14 protein-coding genes are annotated in these 14,693 nt (G+C 69.5%); all 14 read left to right on the plus strand.

All coding sequences use genetic code 11. The annotated features are described in order from the left end of the window. Positions 1-41 precede the first annotated feature (41 nt). The 14 genes from ACZ7L4_RS03625 to ACZ7L4_RS03690 all read left to right on the plus strand — a co-directional run bounded on the left by ACZ7L4_RS03625 (position 42) and on the right by ACZ7L4_RS03690 (position 14,680). Positions 42-935, plus strand: coding sequence for a substrate-binding domain-containing protein (locus tag ACZ7L4_RS03625; RefSeq protein ID WP_472099340.1), 894 nt, complete (start codon positions 42-44; stop codon positions 933-935). A 64-nt stretch (positions 936-999) separates the two neighbouring features. Beyond that, positions 1,000-1,866: an amidohydrolase family protein gene (locus ACZ7L4_RS03630; protein ID WP_472099341.1), complete on the plus strand. Its 867-nt coding sequence runs from the start codon at positions 1,000-1,002 to the stop codon at positions 1,864-1,866. 47 nt (positions 1,867-1,913) lie between these two features. Beyond that, entirely contained in the window at positions 1,914-3,002 is a 1,089-nt protein-coding gene (locus ACZ7L4_RS03635) for an ABC transporter substrate-binding protein (protein WP_472099342.1), read from the plus strand. After that, positions 2,992-4,269, plus strand: a complete 1,278-nt coding sequence (locus ACZ7L4_RS03640; protein WP_472099344.1) for an MFS transporter — start codon at positions 2,992-2,994, stop codon at positions 4,267-4,269. Before ACZ7L4_RS03635 ends, ACZ7L4_RS03640 begins: the two co-directional genes overlap by 11 nt. Before the next feature lie 251 nt (positions 4,270-4,520). Further along, positions 4,521-5,315 carry an ABC transporter ATP-binding protein gene (locus ACZ7L4_RS03645; protein WP_472099345.1) on the plus strand — a complete coding sequence of 265 codons (795 nt, stop codon included), beginning with the start codon at positions 4,521-4,523 and terminating at the stop codon, positions 5,313-5,315. Between the two features lie 99 nt (positions 5,316-5,414). Next, positions 5,415-6,065 (plus strand): SRPBCC domain-containing protein, encoded by a 651-nt coding sequence (locus ACZ7L4_RS03650; protein ID WP_472099347.1) that lies wholly within the window; start codon positions 5,415-5,417, stop codon positions 6,063-6,065. Then, positions 6,062-6,934 (plus strand): HpcH/HpaI aldolase family protein, encoded by an 873-nt coding sequence (locus tag ACZ7L4_RS03655; RefSeq protein ID WP_472099349.1) that lies wholly within the window; start codon positions 6,062-6,064, stop codon positions 6,932-6,934. Before ACZ7L4_RS03650 ends, ACZ7L4_RS03655 begins: the two co-directional genes overlap by 4 nt. A gap of 45 nt (positions 6,935-6,979) precedes the next feature. Further along, positions 6,980-8,047, plus strand: a complete 1,068-nt coding sequence (locus ACZ7L4_RS03660) for an amidohydrolase family protein (RefSeq protein ID WP_472099351.1) — start codon at positions 6,980-6,982, stop codon at positions 8,045-8,047. Beyond that, a complete protein-coding gene (locus tag ACZ7L4_RS03665; RefSeq protein WP_472099353.1) occupies positions 8,044-9,696 on the plus strand; it encodes a thiamine pyrophosphate-binding protein in 1,653 nt (550 codons plus the stop codon). Before ACZ7L4_RS03660 ends, ACZ7L4_RS03665 begins: the two co-directional genes overlap by 4 nt. A 5-nt stretch (positions 9,697-9,701) precedes the next feature. Next, entirely contained in the window at positions 9,702-10,613 is a 912-nt protein-coding gene (locus ACZ7L4_RS03670; RefSeq protein WP_472099355.1) for a substrate-binding domain-containing protein, read from the plus strand. Positions 10,614-10,683: 70 nt separating this feature from the next. Continuing rightward, the gene (locus ACZ7L4_RS03675) at positions 10,684-11,841 is read left to right on the plus strand and encodes a DUF3500 domain-containing protein (RefSeq protein WP_472099357.1); all 1,158 of its coding nucleotides are present in this window, start codon (positions 10,684-10,686) and stop codon (positions 11,839-11,841) included. Positions 11,842-11,851: 10 nt separating this feature from the next. Continuing rightward, complete coding sequence (locus ACZ7L4_RS03680; RefSeq protein ID WP_472099359.1) at positions 11,852-12,730, plus strand: substrate-binding domain-containing protein; 879 nt, start codon at positions 11,852-11,854, stop codon at positions 12,728-12,730. Positions 12,731-12,789: 59 nt separating this feature from the next. After that, entirely contained in the window at positions 12,790-13,773 is a 984-nt protein-coding gene (locus ACZ7L4_RS03685; protein WP_472099361.1) for an ABC transporter substrate-binding protein, read from the plus strand. Between the two features lie 55 nt (positions 13,774-13,828). Then, complete coding sequence (locus ACZ7L4_RS03690; protein WP_472099363.1) at positions 13,829-14,680, plus strand: amidohydrolase family protein; 852 nt, start codon at positions 13,829-13,831, stop codon at positions 14,678-14,680. Positions 14,681-14,693: the final 13 nt, after the last annotated feature.

Below are 14,693 nucleotides of genomic sequence, written 5' to 3' on the forward strand. Positions count from 1 at the left end.
CGTAACGCAGGGCTTCCCCGGGGTCACCGAGGGGTCGCACGATGACGCGACTCTCGGTGGCGCTGCGCCGCTACCCGCACACAGAACCGCTTCTCGACGGCACCGTGAAGGTCGCCTGCGATCTCGACTTCCCGGAGATCGAGCCCATCCACCGGGCGTTCGCCCCGATGGTCCGTGAGCTCCGCTACGACGTCTCCGAGCTCGCCATCGCCACCCTGCTGCAGGCCGTGGAGGCGGGCGTCCCGGTCGCCGCGCTCCCCGTGGTCCTGCACGGAAACTTCCACCACAAGTCCATCTCCGTCTGGGGCGGTGAGGGCCGGCTCCGGCCGGAGGACCTGCGCGGACGGCGGGTGGGCGTGCGCGCCTACAGCCAGACGACAGGGCTGTGGGTGCGTGGTGTGCTCAGTGACACCTATGGAGTGCGCTCCCAGGACGTGACATGGGTGACCCGGGAAGGTGCCCATGTCGACGGCGTCCCCGAGCCGTCCAACGTCGAGCACACGTCGCGGCCCCTGGTGGACGCCCTGCGGGGCGACGAGCTCTCCGCGGTCGTCATGGGCGCCCGCTCGGCCGACCACGTGGACGGCCTGGTCCCGCTGATCAGCGACTGGAAGGCCCAGCAGGCACGGTTCCTGGAGGATCATGGCTGGGCCCCGATCAACCATCTCGCCGTCGTGCGCAAGGACCTCCTGGAATCCAGGCCGGACCTCGTACGAGAGGTCTACCGGGGGCTCTGCGCCGGCATCGACGCCGCCCGCCCCGTGGAACCCACCGGCTCCACCCGTGAGCTCGTGGTGCAGCACGGTGTCAGTGACACCCTCCTGGCCACCCTCCAGACGGCCATCCGCTACGCCCGCGAGCAAGAAGTCATCAAGGCGGACATGGACGCGGCGGACCTCTTCGCCGACTTCAACCGCTACGTGGGCGGCCCGTGACCGGCTCACGAGACCGGACCCCCCTTCCCACGCCGCTGTACCGACACCGTTCAGAGGAAAGCTGATGCGCTACTTCGACACCCACACCCACGCCATCTCGAGTGACGCGGACACCTACCCGCCGAAGCCGCTCGGCGGCACCCGGTCGGAGTGGTCCCAGACCCGGCCGGTGGATGTCGCCGGTCTGATCCGGAGCCTCGACGACGCCGGCGTCGAGCGAGCCGCCCTCGTCCACGCCTCGACCGTGTACGGATTCGACAACCGGTACGCGGCCGACGCCCTGGCCACGTTCCCGGACCGCCTCGTGGGCGTCTGCGCCGTCGACTTCCTCTCCGACTCGGCCGTGCCGGACCTGCGGCACTGGATCGAGGAGCGCGGCTTCAGCGGCGTCCGTATCCGGGTGTCCGACGGCACCACGAAGGTCCCCACGCCGGGCAGCGGGCTCTCCGACGAGCGGATGGCCGCGGTCTGGGACTACGTGGAGAGCCGTGGTGTGCCGGTGTGCATCCAGATGCACTCGAAGGACACCGGCAAGCTCCTCCAAGTCCTCGAAGCACACCCGGCGTTGACCGTGCTGCTCGACCACGCCGGGCGCCCCGACGCCAGTGGCGGCCCCTCGTACCCGAAGCTCGACGAACTCGGGCAGCTGGCCCGCTTCCCGCGGGTCAACCTCAAGATCACCCCTCCGGCCCTGCGGCGCCTCAACGACACGGAGGGCGCCGATGTCGCCGAGGTGCTGCGACGCCTGGCGGGCATCTTCGGCGCCGACCACCTGATGTGGGGGTCGAACTTCCCGGCGTCCGACGGTTCCTTGAAGGACCTGCGTGACTCGATTGAGGGCCTCCTGTCCTGGATGTCACCGGACGAGCGCGCGGACGTCCTCGGCGGCAATGCCGCCCGTGTCTACAACGCACCCGCGATCAACCGATAGCCACTGCCAAGCCCGCGTGGGCGGACACGACCTGAGGACATCATGTGATGGGACAGGAACGAAGGAGCGGGACGGGTCGCAAGCGGTTCGCCCTGACGGCGGCCACCGCGCTGGTCGGCGCGGCCGCCTTGGCCGGCTGCGGTGCACGGGTCGAGAGCGCCGATCTGCCGAAGTCGATGGACGCGCTGGTCAAGCAGGCGAAGAAGGAGGGGGAGGTCGAGTGGTCGGCCCCCAAGCCGCAGCAGCAGATGCAGCCGGCGATCGACCTGTTCGAGAAGACGTACCCGAGCATCAGGATCAAGTACACCAACACCAAGGCTCCCGACCAGGTGAGCCAGCTCAGGATGGAACAGGCGGCCGGAAAGGTGTCGGTCGATGTGGCCAACGCCGGCGGAATCACCGTGACCCCGTCCGCCGACATGGCCGACGACATCGACTGGTCGACGTACGGCATCGGCGCCAAGAACCTCCTCGACAAGAAGCTCGTCTACATCTGGGCGGTGCCCAAGGTGTGGGCGTACAACACGGAGAAGGTCAAACCCGCGGACGTGCCGAAGACTTGGAACGATCTGCTCGATCCCAAGTGGTCCGGCGGCAAGATCTCCGCGGAGTCGCGCGCGTCGTTCCTGACCCCCTGGGCGCTGGATCCGGCCATGGGCGAGGCGAAGGCGCTGGCGTGGGCGAAGAAGTTCGCCGCGCAGAAGCCCCACTTCACACCGAACACGACGCAGTCGGAGGCGCCGATCGAGTCGGGAGAGGTGAGTGTCGGCACCAGCCTCATCAACCTCGTCCTCCAGGCGAAGAAGACCGGCGCGCCCGTCGAGGTGGCCCCCATCTCGCCGACCAACGCCAACGAGTCGTACCTCTACGTCCCGAAGGGCGCACCGCACCCCGCCGCCGCGGCGCTGCTCACCTCGTTCCTCTCCTCCGACAAGGCCCAGCGGGCCCTCGCCACGACGTACAACTCGCGGATCCCGGCGAGCACCGACTGCTCGGACCCGAGCGGCACACCTGTCCTCGAAGCGATCTGCAAGGCGAAGCTGAAGTGGTATCCGACCGCGACGCTGGCCGAGTACGACAACCTCACGACCTTCTTCCCCAAGGGGGAGGACGCGATGGGTACGAGTGTCGGGTGAGGACGCGGGACCGAGCGCGGCCCCGACCCATGACGAGGGCCGCCCGGGCAGCTTCGCCTCGCTGAAGATCCGCAACTACCGCCGGTTCTCGATCGGGCAGTTCACGTCCGTGGCCGGCAACTGGATGCAGAACATCGCCGTCGGCTGGCTGACCCTGGAACTGACCGACAGCGGAACCGTGCTCGGCATTGTGACCGCCGCCCGGTATCTGCCGATCCTGCTGCTCGGGGCCTGGGGCGGACTCGTGGTCGACCGCCACGACACGCGCAGGCTGCTGCTCCTCACCCAGATCTGCTTCGCCCTCCAGGCCGCGGTCCTCACCGTGCTGTCCTGGATACACCTCGTGACACTGCCGCTGCTCATCGCGGTCATGCTCGGGCTCGGCCTCACGAACGTCTTCGACAATCCCGCACGCCAGAAGCTGATCAGTGAACTCGTCGACGCCGCGCACCTGTCCAACGCCATCGCGATCAACTCCACCCTCGTCAACACGGCCAAACTCGCAGGACCCGGCATCGCCGGATCCGTGATCGCGGCCCTGGGGGTGGCCCCGTGCTTCGCCCTGGACACGGTCTCGTTCCTCGCCGTCATCGTCAGTCTGCTCGGGCTGCGGACGGCGGAGATGTTTCCGGGCGAGCGGGAGGTGCAGGCGAAGGGGCAGATCCGCGCCGGTCTCGGCTACATCCGGCGCACGCCCGAGCTGCTGTACCCGATGGTCATGGTGTACGTGACAGGCGTCCTCACCTGGGAGTTCCCGGTGAGCCTGCCGCTGCTCACGAGATCGGTGTTCGGGGCGGGGCCGGCCGGCTACGGCACGGCGATGGCCGTCATGAGCGTGGGCGGGGTGCTCGGCGGCCTGGTCGCGATGCGCCGACGCCGGCTCGGTACCCGGTCACTCGCGGTGTCCGCGGTGATCTGGGGAGTCCTCATCTGCGGCGCGGCCCTGGCGCCGACGCTGCCCATGGCACTGGTCGTGCTCGCGTTCGTCGGTTCCGCCTCGATCACGTTCAACTCGTCGGCCAAGACCCTGATGCAGGTGTCGGCCGCCCCGCAGATGCGGGGGCGGGTGCTGTCCATCTGGTCGATCGGCTGGCTCGGGGGCACCGTCGTCGGAGGCCCTGCCGTCGGGGCGATCGGCGCGTCGTGGGGCGCCCGCGGCGCACTGCTCGTCGGCGGGCTCGCGGCGGCCGGCGTCGGCCTCGCCGTACTGCTGGCCATGTGGGGCCGTCGCCGGTCACCAGGCCACCCAATGGTTGTCAGACAATGATCGCTCGATCACGCCCGGTGTTTCTGTGAATCCAAGGTTCTCCCTGCGCACTTCTTGTTCCCGCTCGAAGGGGGTGTTACGTTCGCATCACTGGTTGTCCGACAATCTAGAAAGTGGCGCGAGCCGCCGAGATTGCCTCAGCAAGAGCACGTCCACCGCACTGCCACCCATGAACGCCGCCACAGGCGCGAGCGCGGGGCCTCCGGCTCGATTCGTCGCGAGGACGCGTGGAAGGGGCCGAGGAGACAGACATGTCGACCACACAGCGCAACTCCCAGTCGGAGGCACTCCGTCTGGAGAACGTCACCCTGCAGTTCCCCGGCACCCACCGGCCGGCGATCCAGGACGTGACGTTCAACGTCGATCGCGGCAAGGTCGTCGCCGTGATCGGTCCCAGCGGCTGCGGGAAGAGCACCATCCTCAACCTGGCCGCGGGACTGCTCACTCCCACGCAGGGAGAGGTGCACTACGCCGGCGAACCGGTCACCACCGTCAACTCCGACGCGGCGTACGTGACGCAGCAGTCCCACCTGCTGCCCTGGCTGAGCGTGCGGGCCAACATCGGCCTGGCGCTCACGTTCCGCAAGGTCCCCAAGGAGGAGCGCGAGGCGCGCATCGCCGACTGGATCGAGCTCGTCGGCCTGACCGGATTCGAGAACCACTTCCCCCGGGAACTGTCCGGCGGCATGCAGAAGCGCTGCGCGATCGCGCGGGCGCTGATCTACAACCCGTCCATTGTCCTGATGGACGAGCCGTTCGGGCCGCTGGACGCGATTACGCGCCTCAAGCTCCAGCAGGAACTGCTGAACATCTGGCAGGAGCAGAACGGGACGCTCATCTTCGTCACGCACGACCTCAACGAGGCCCTGTACCTGGCCGACGAGGTCATCGTGATGTCAAAGGGCCCGGGCACGATCCGTCGTGTCATCAAGGTCCCCTTCGAGCGGCCCCGCAGCATCGGCTCGCTCGTCGAGACACGTGAGTTCTCGGAGCTCTACAACGACCTCTGGGGCCTCTTCGCCTCCGAGCAGCGGGAAGCCGCCTGACGCGGCAGGGCCCAGCCGCACCAGCCAATACACCGCAGAGCACGACGGCACGTTCCTTTCGGATGCCGTCACGCCTGCCGCCCAGTGAGGTTCACAGCGTTGCTATCGATCACGGAAGAGATCGCCGTACCAAGTCCGCCCAAGCGTGTCTGGGAGGTCATCTCCGACCCCCAGGCCGTCGTGTCGTGCATCGGCGGCGCAGAGCTCGGCCCCTCGCACGACGACGGGTCCTTCGACGGGACGCTCGTCGTCAGGTTCGGCGGCATCCGGGTCAAGTTCGGCGCCCGGGTCTCGCTCGACCTGGACGAGTCCGGGCACGAGGGCAAGCTCACCGCCCGCGGCAAGGACGGACAGGGTGCCACGCGCTTCAGTGCCCAGGCCACCTTCCGGGTCGTCGAGGGGGAGACGCCCGACACCTCGCTGGTCTCGGTCGACGGTGAGATCCAACTCAACGGAAAACTCGCCAAGTTGATCGAGTCGGGTGCCGGGGCGGTGATCTCCCGGATGACCAAGGAGTTCTCCGGCCAGCTCATCGAGAAGTGCGCGCCGCCCGCCGAGCCGGTGGCGGCGGCGCCCTCCGGGGCGCAGGCCGCTACCGCCGCCCGCCCGGCCCGTCCTGCTGGCCTGTTCGCCCGGCTGCGTGCCTGGTGGGCGGGTCGGCGCTCCAGGCGCGGCGCGCAGCAGTCCCCGGCGGCATCCGGTTCCGCCAGCAAGTCCAGTGCAGCACTCGGTCGAGGAGGTCGACGATGACGACGAAGGCAACGTCCAGGCACAACAAGGTGATCGGCGCTCTCAAGGCGGGCGGGCACGTCTTCGCGACCTTCTCCGCGGCCGACCCGACAGCCGCCAGCGAACTCACCACCACCAAGTACGACACGGTGGTGTTCGAGATGGAGCACAAGCCCTGGGACATCAACGCGCTGAGGGACAGCTTCCAGTACCTGCTCAGCCGCCGGCAGATCTTCGGCGCGGACAGCCTCGCCCCCGCCGTCACCCCGATGGTGCGGATCCCCGCCAACGGCGCCGAGAAGGCGCAGTGGCACGCCAAGCAGGCCCTCGACCTCGGCGCGTTCGGCATCATCTGGCCGCACATCTCCACGGTCGAGGAGGCCCGCAACGCCGTCGCCGCCTGCCGTTACCCCCGCCTGCCCGACGCCCCGCTGTACGAGCCGGCCGGCCTGCGCGGCGACGGCCCGCACGCCGCGACCCGCTACTGGGGCATCTCGAACATCGAGTACTACGCCAAGGCTGATGTGTGGCCGCTCGCCCCGGACGGGGAGATCCTCGTCGGACTCATGATCGAGGACCAGCGCGGCATCGAGAACCTGCCGGACATCCTCGACCAGGTGCCGGGCATCGGCCTGATCCTCATCGGCGAGGGCGACATGAGCCAGGAGCTCGGCGTCCCCCGCCAGTACGAGCACCCGCGGGTCCTGGAGTGCAAGCGGCGGATCCTCGACATCTGCGCCGAGCGCGGGGTCGCCGTCGGCCATCCGCATGTGACCGCCGACAACGTCAAGCAGGTGCTCGACGACGGCTACCGGTTCCTGATGTCGGCGCCGGTGCGCACCTACCCCGGCCTGGAGAAGGCCCGTGAACTGACCGGCCGTGACAGCTGACCGGCCGCGACCGACGGCGTCCGTCTCCCCACTTCGGAGCAATTCATGATCATCGACAGTCACGGCCACTTCACCACGGCGCCCCCGGCGCTGGGGGAGTGGCGGCAGAAGCAGATCCAGGCGTTCGAGGAGTCGGGCGCGCGCGTCTCGCCCGACCAACTGCACATCACCGACGACGAGATACGCACCGCCATCGAGAACGGGCAGCTGAAGCTGCAGACGGAGCGCGGCACCGACCTGACGCTGTTCTCGCCGGGCGCGGGCAAGATGGCCCACCACTACGGCGACGAGCGCACCAGCCTCGACTGGTCCCGGGTCAGCAACGACCTCATCTCCCGGGTGTGCGGCCTGTTCCCCGAGCGGTTCGTGGGGGTGTGCCAGCTGCCGCAGTCCCCGGGCGACGCCCTGGCCGCTTCCATCAGCAACTCGGTCACCGAACTGGAGCGCTGCGTTAAGGAGTTGGACTTCGTCGGCTGCCTGCTCAATCCGGATCCCTCCGACGGGTACTACCAGGCGCCGCCGCTGACCGACCGCGTGTACTACCCGCTGTACGAGAAGATGGTCGAGCTCGACGTCCCGGCCATGGTGCACGTCGCCATGTCGCGGAACCCCGCGCTGCAGGGCACATGTGCGCACTACCTTGCCGGTGACACCGCCGCGTTCATGCAGCTGTGCGAGTCGGACCTGTTCAAGGACTTCCCGACGCTGAAGCTGATCCTGCCGCACGGCGGCGGCGCCGTCCCGTACCACTGGGGGCGCTACCGCGGCATGATGCAGGACCGCGGCCGGCCGCCGCTGGAGGAGTCGATCCTGCGCAACGTCTCCTTCGACACCTGCGTGTACCACAAGCGCGGCATGGAGCTGCTGCTCGACATCGTCCCGGCCCAGAACGTGCTGTTCGCCTCGGAGATGATCGGCGCCGTCCGCAGCGTGGACCCCGAGACCGGGCGCCGCTTCGACGACACCAAGTACACCCTCGACTCCATCGACATGACCGACGCCGACCGGCAGGCGGTCTACGGGGGCAACGCGCTGCGCGTCTTCTCCCGGCTCGACGGTGTCCTGAAAGCGCGGGCCACGGCCGCGGCGAACGTGAAGGAGTCCCACAAGTGAAGGTCTACGAGGCCCTGGCCGAGGCATTCGTCAAGGAAGGCACCAGCGACGTCTTCGGCATGATGGGCGACGCCAACATGCACTGGATGGCCGCCCTCGCCGACCGCGGCGTGCGGCTGTACGAGGTGCGGCACGAGGGATCGGGTCTCGGCATGGCCGACGGCTGGGCCCGCGGTGCCGGACAGCCCGGTGTGGTCACCACGACCAGCGGCCCCGGTGTCTCGCAGCTGGCCACCTCGATGATCGTGGCGAGCCGGGCCCGCACCCCGCTGATCGCCTTCTGCGGCGAGACACCCCTCGGCGACGAAGGTGCCACCCAGTACCTCGACCAGCGGCGCTTCGCCGCCGCCATCGAGTGCGAGTTCATCCACGTCACCCGGCCCGAGAATGCCCAGGACGCGGTGCGCAAGGCCTTCTACCTGGCGCGCACCGAGTCCAAGCCGGTCATGATCAGTGCGCCGTTCGACGTGCAGACCGCCGAACTCGACGACTACGACGACGAGTACGTCCCCTCCACCGCCCTGATCGAGAAGCCCCGGCTGCTGCCGGACCCGGCCGGGATCCAGGCCGCCTGCGACCTGATCCAGGACGCCAAGCGCGTGGTGATCATCGCGGGCCGTGGCGCGCGCAAGGCCGACTCGGCCGAGGAGATCCTCGCTCTCCAGGAGCAGACCGGCGCCCTGCTCGCCACCACGCTGCAGGCGAAGAACTGGCTGTGCGACCGCACCGACTTCCACGTGGGCCTGTCGGGCCTCTTCGGCGACAAGCCGTCCATGGAACTGCTCCAGGAGGCCGACTGCGTGATCGCGGTGGGCGCCAGCCTGAACCACTACACGATCGAAAGCGGCTACCTCTACCCCGAGGCCAAGTACATCCAGATCGACACCGCCCCGCACGTGGTGATGGGCAACGGCAAGGTGGCCGACTGCTACCTGCAGGCCGACGCGGTCACCGCGCTCGGCGAGCTGGCCCGCGAACTGCGGGACAGGTCCGTCCGGTTGGACGGCTACCACACCGACGCGGTCAAGCAGCACCTCACCGCCCGCATCCAGCAGCCCGAGTACGTCAGCGAGCCCGGCCGGCTCGACCCGCGCGAGGCGATCTGGATCCTGGACCACGAACTTCCCGGCGAGATGGGCCTGGTCCTCGGCAGCGGTCACCAGACCGACTTCGGCACCATGCTCTTCCAGCGCTCTCGCGACGTCCTGTCCAACTACGGCATGTTCGGCGCCATCGGCCAGGCCCCGCTGATCACCCTCGGCCAGCTCATCGCCCAGGGCAACAAGCCCGGCTTCGTGGTGGAGGGCGACGCGAGCTTCATCATGCACCTGGCCGAGTTCGAGACAGCGGTCCGCTACGACGTCCCGCTCCTGGTCGTGGTGATGAACGACCAGGGCCTCGGCGCTGAGTACCACAAGGCAAAGGCCAAGGGTCTCGACCCGGATCTCGCGACCATCTCCACGCCCGAACTCGGCACGGTGGCGCAGTCGTTGGGCGGCGGCGGAGCCACGGTCCGCACGGCACAGGAACTGCGCGACGCGCTCGCGGAGTACGTGCGCGAGCCCCGGCCCACCGTGATCGATGTCCGGATCACCCGCGAGGTGCTGAGTACCCCCTACCGGCGCATCCAGTACGGCGAGGACGTGTGAGCGGCATGAGCGAGACGCACAAGAAGACACCGCTGAGCGTGGTCCTCGGCAACCACCCGCACACCCGTCCGCTGAAGGACGGCACCGTGCCCGTGGACGGAGCGGAGTGTCTCTACCCGGAGTTCGCCCCGCTGCCGCCGGCCTTCGCCCGGATGGTCCGTGACCTGGCCTACGACATCTGCGAGATGCCGATGGCGACCTACCTCCAGGCCCGCGACGCCGGTGTGCCGGTGACCCTGCTGCCGGTGGTCCTGGTGGGAAGCACCCACCACCGCTCGCTGACCCGGCTGCCCGAGGGCGAGGCGCTGAGCCCCAAGGAGCTCGTCGGCCGACGCGTCGGTGTGCGTTCCTACGGCCAGACCACCGGCCTGTGGGTACGGGGCTGGCTGCGCGAGGAGTACGGCGTCGAGTCCTCGGACGTCACGTGGGTGACCACCGAGGACGTCCACGTCGCCCAGTACCGCAACCCCGCCAACGTGGAGCGGTCGGACAGCGAGCGGGTCGCCGACCTGCTGCGCGCCGGAGATGTCTCGGCGGCGGTGCTCGGTCCGAAGGCGATCGGCGGGCAGGGAGCGGGACTCGTCCCCCTCGTCAAGGACGCCGAGGACGCCGGACAGGCGTGGATCGAGCGGCACGGCACGGTTCCGGCGAACCATCTGCTGGTGGTGCGCGACGACATCCTGCGCGACCGGGAGGACGAAGTGACCGCCGTGTACCGGGCGTTGAAGGACGCGATCGCGTCGACCGCGGGGGAGCGCGACGACTCGCCGGCCGGACGCGCGGTGGCGGCCGGCTGGAGCGACTCGCTCACCGCCTGCCTCGAGATCGCCGGCCAGTACGCCCTGGAACAGGGCCTCATCGGGGAACCGGTGGACGTCGCGGCGATCGAGGAGAAGGCGGCCTTCCTCGCCACATGAGGCGGCGAGCGGCACGGGTGCGCCCTCGGGCGGCGCACCCGCCATGGAACAGCGACAAGGAGGAGCGGCGATGGTGGCGCTGCGTAAGAGGGGCAACGCGCCCACGCGGAAGCCGGAGGTCTGGACGCCGGATCTGCTCGAGAAGGTCGCCTGGCGCGTGAAGGCGGCGAACGAGCCCTTTCGTGGAGTGGGGACGTCGGACGGTATCCGCCCGGACCTGTTCCCGCTGCGCGGCACGGGCGCGAACGTCCGCCCGGTGTACAGGGCGGCGGAGGACTACCTCGCGGGCCTGACGGAGAAGCAGCTCGCCGATGGCCGCTTCCCCGTCGACGACGTGAGCTGGCGGCACTGGAACAACGGCGCCCGCTACTTCCTGCGGCACGGCATCTGCCTGGAGGAGCTCGACGACACCCAGCGGCAGCGGGCCATGGCCGTCATCCGGGAGAGCCTCAGCGCGGACGGCTACGGCCAGATGGTCGACCTGATGCATCTCAACCTGACCATCGGCGAGTTGAGCGACAACGAGGACGGCCTCAACGAGTGGCTGTACTGGTTCTCCGTGTACGGGGAGCCCGAGAACGGCGGCCCCTGGGGCTGGCAGCTCGACGGCCACCACGTGAACGTCAACTGCGTGTTCGTCGGCGACCAGATGGTCCTCACCCCGTCCTTCCTCGGCGCCGAACCGGTGATCGCCGGCTCCGGGAAGTACGCCGGAACCGTCGCCTTCCGCCGCGAGGAAGCGCTCGGCCATGAACTCTTCACCGACCTCGGCTCCCGGCAGCGCGAGCGCGCCGTCATCGCCGACACCCTGCCGACGGACCTCTTCGTCGGAGCCTTCCGGGACAACTTCGAGCTCAACCACCACGGGCTGCCGCTGAGCCAGATGTCCGCCGGCCAGCGCGACACCGCGCTCCAGCTCCTCGGCCTGTACGTCAACCGGGCCGGCGACCACCACGCCAAGGTGCGCATGGAGGAGGTCCTGGCCCACGAGGGAGACACCCACTTCGCCTGGGCCGGGGACCCCGACGGCACCTTCTACTACCGGTTCCACAGCCCGGTGATCCTCGTCGAGTTCGAGCACATGCCCGGCGTCATCTTCGGCAACGACTACCACTCGCGCCGGCACATCCACACCATCGTCCGCACCCCCAATGCCGGCGACTACGGCGCCGACCTGTTGCGCCAGCACCACGAACGGCACCACGGGCCACGGACGACGAAGGCATAAGGAGACAGACATGAAGTTGGTGCTCGGCCGCGACGACCTCGCGGCAGCCGCGCAGGCGGCGATCCGCGAGAGCGGAACCGAACCCGAGCGGCTCGACATCAGCCCGGTGCACAAGGCGTCCCGCGGCTTCGTGAACCAGTCGAAGGCGGACCTGTGCGAAGTCGCCATCGCGACCGTCCTCCAGGCCGTCGACCGGGGCAAGCCGGTACTGCTCCTTCCGGTCACCACCCTGGGACGCCACCAGCACCAGACCCTGGTCACCCTCGGCAAACTGTCGGTCGCCGACGTCGAGGGACACAGCGTCGGCGTCCGCTCCTGGAGCCAGACCACCGGTGTGTGGATGCGCGGCTTCCTCAGCGAGCAGTACGGCGTCGACCTGCGCAAGGCCGACTGGACGACGTACGAGGGCAGCCACGTCGACGGCGCCGACGACCCCTCGTGGGTGCGGCGGGCACCGGAGGACGCCAAGCTGCAGGCGGACTTCCTCGAAGGCCGGCTCGACTTCGGAATCATGGGCAACGGGCTCCCGGACGACGACCGCATCCGCACGGCCATCGACAACGCCCGCGAAACCGCCGAACAGTGGTCCAAGGACCAGGGATTCATCCCGGTCAACCACGTCGTCGGCGTGTCCGAACAGGCCGCCGCGGAGCACTCCGCCGCCATCCTCGCCGCCTACGACGCGATGAAGTCCGCACTCACCGCCGATGCCGAGCCGGGCCCCGTGCCGCTGCACCCCGTGGGCTTCGAGGCACTGCGCGGCGCGTTCACCAAGGCCGCCTCCTATGCCTACGAGCAGGGCGTGATCGAGCGGGCGGTCGACTACGACGAGATCGTCGAACGGTCCTGCGCGGCGCTCAAGGTGACACCGGACCGCCTCGGCGGCTGAAGCCGCACACGTACAGCAGCCACCACCACCAGACGTACAGAAGCAGGAGAAAGCTGCGCATGGACAAGCTCACGATGGTTCTCGGGGAGTACCCGCACGGCCGGCCGCTGCTCGACGGCGACGTCGAGATCGACGGCTACGCGGTCGACCCGGTGGAGGTCAAGCCGGTCATCGGCGCCTACCGGCGAATGATCCGGGACCTGGAGTTCGACGTGTGCGAACTGGCCCCGGTCTCCTACCTGATGGCCCGCCAGGAAGGGATCGCGCTGACCGCGGTGCCCGTGTTCCTCAACCGGCGCTTCCACCACGGCGACGTGCAGTGCGCCGCGAACTCCGGCATCCGTGTGCCGCGCGACCTGGAGGGGCGCCGCATCGGTGTGCGCGCCTACTCGGTCAGCACCGGTGTGTGGGTGCGCGGTGTGCTGCGCGACGAGTACGGCGTGGACATCGACAAGATCACGTGGGTGGTCGACGACGACGACCACATCGAGGGACGGGTCCCCGCCAACGTCGAGCGCGTCACCGACGGCCGCTCGCTGGGCGAACTGCTGCGCGCCGGGGAGATCGACGCCGCGCTCACCGGCAACGCCGGCACCGGCCGGGCCGGTGCGCCGCGGGCCGGCTGGACCGCGGCGGCCGAACCGGAGCCCGGAGCCGACGACAGCCCGTACCCGCTCTTCCCCGAGGCCGGCACGCTCGCCGTGGACCACTACCTGCGCAAGGGTGTCTACCCGCTGCACTCGCTGATCTCTGTGCGCACCGAGCTGGTGGAGCGGGACCCCGAACTGCCGACGAAGCTGTACGCGGCGTTCGCGGAGAGCAAGCGCCGCCACCTCGCGGAGCAGCCCGAGTGGGCGGCCGTGCCCCGCCTCGCCCGCCAGGGACGCGCCATCGCCGCCGACCCCGTCCCCTACGGCATCGGGGCCAACGAGCCCAGCCTGCACGCCATGGTGCGGTTCGCGAAGGACCAGGGACTGCTCGACCAGGACTTCCCCGCCGACCTGCGCTCGCTGTTCGCCGCGGGCGACTACCCGGACGCCTGACACCTGACCGAGCCGGATCCCCACAGCCCACCCCGAAGAACAAGGGAGCACCTTCATGCACATCGTCGACGCGCACTGCCACATCATCTCCGAGGACGAGACCGCCTACCCCCGGGCCCCGCTCGGGGGCAAGCAGTCGACGTGGGCCGCGACCCGGCCGGTCAGCGCCGAGGGCATGGTCAGCCGCATGGACGAGACGGGCATCGACCAAGCCGTTCTGGTCCAGGCCACCACGAACTACGGCTACGACAACTCCTACGTGCTCGACAGCTGTCGGCGCTGGCCCGAGCGCTTCGTCGCCGTCGGCACCGTCGACCCGCTGCGGCCCGACGCCGCGAGCTCCCTCAAGGCCGCGGTCGGCGACGGCGGGCTCTCCGGGGTCCGGCTCTTCACCAGCGGCAGCACGGTGCCCACGCAGGGGGAGTGGTTCGCCGCCCCGGAGACGTACCCCTTCTGGGAGCAGGCCGGGGAACTCGGTGTGCCGGTGTGTCTCCAGATGCGCCTCGGCCCCGCCACCAAGCAGCTGGTGGAGCTCCTCGAGCGGTTCCCGGGTGTGACCGTGCTCCTCGACCACATCGGCTACCCCGACATCGCGGCCTCGCCCGCGCAGGCGGGCGCCGAGGTGGCGGAGCTCGCCGTGCACCCGGGCCTGCACCTCAAGCTGACCCACCGCAACCTCGAACGGCTGCAGGACGCCGGCGAGCGAGCCGGCGACTTCCTCACCCCGGTCGTCGAGGCCTTCGGCGCCGAGCGGATCGCCTGGGGCTCGAACTGCCCGGCGGCCGAGCAGTCCCTGCCCGAGCTGCTCGTCCTCGCCGAGGACGTTCTCGCGGGCCTTTCGGAACAGGACCGGCGGCAGATCTTCGCGGGCACGTCCCGGCGTCTGTACGCGGGCCTGGGCGGATAGGGAGCTGGGCTGA

The sequence above is a fragment of the Streptomyces sp. NPDC107575 genome, assembly GCF_055657265.1.

Bases quoted from the DNA above. Each gene is read 5' to 3' on its own strand.
- ACZ7L4_RS03625 (WP_472099340.1), top strand. From the start codon at position 42: ATGACGCGACTCTCGGTGGCGCTGCGCCGCTACCCGCACACAGAACCG.
- ACZ7L4_RS03630 (WP_472099341.1), top strand. From the start codon at position 1,000: ATGCGCTACTTCGACACCCACACCCACGCCATCTCGAGTGACGCGGAC.
- ACZ7L4_RS03635 (WP_472099342.1), top strand. From the start codon at position 1,914: ATGGGACAGGAACGAAGGAGCGGGACGGGTCGCAAGCGGTTCGCCCTG.
- ACZ7L4_RS03645 (WP_472099345.1), top strand. From the start codon at position 4,521: ATGTCGACCACACAGCGCAACTCCCAGTCGGAGGCACTCCGTCTGGAG.
- ACZ7L4_RS03655 (WP_472099349.1), top strand. From the start codon at position 6,062: ATGACGACGAAGGCAACGTCCAGGCACAACAAGGTGATCGGCGCTCTC.
- ACZ7L4_RS03660 (WP_472099351.1), top strand. From the start codon at position 6,980: ATGATCATCGACAGTCACGGCCACTTCACCACGGCGCCCCCGGCGCTG.
- ACZ7L4_RS03670 (WP_472099355.1), top strand. From the start codon at position 9,702: ATGAGCGAGACGCACAAGAAGACACCGCTGAGCGTGGTCCTCGGCAAC.
- ACZ7L4_RS03675 (WP_472099357.1), top strand. From the start codon at position 10,684: ATGGTGGCGCTGCGTAAGAGGGGCAACGCGCCCACGCGGAAGCCGGAG.
- ACZ7L4_RS03680 (WP_472099359.1), top strand. From the start codon at position 11,852: ATGAAGTTGGTGCTCGGCCGCGACGACCTCGCGGCAGCCGCGCAGGCG.
- ACZ7L4_RS03685 (WP_472099361.1), top strand. From the start codon at position 12,790: ATGGACAAGCTCACGATGGTTCTCGGGGAGTACCCGCACGGCCGGCCG.
- ACZ7L4_RS03690 (WP_472099363.1), top strand. From the start codon at position 13,829: ATGCACATCGTCGACGCGCACTGCCACATCATCTCCGAGGACGAGACC.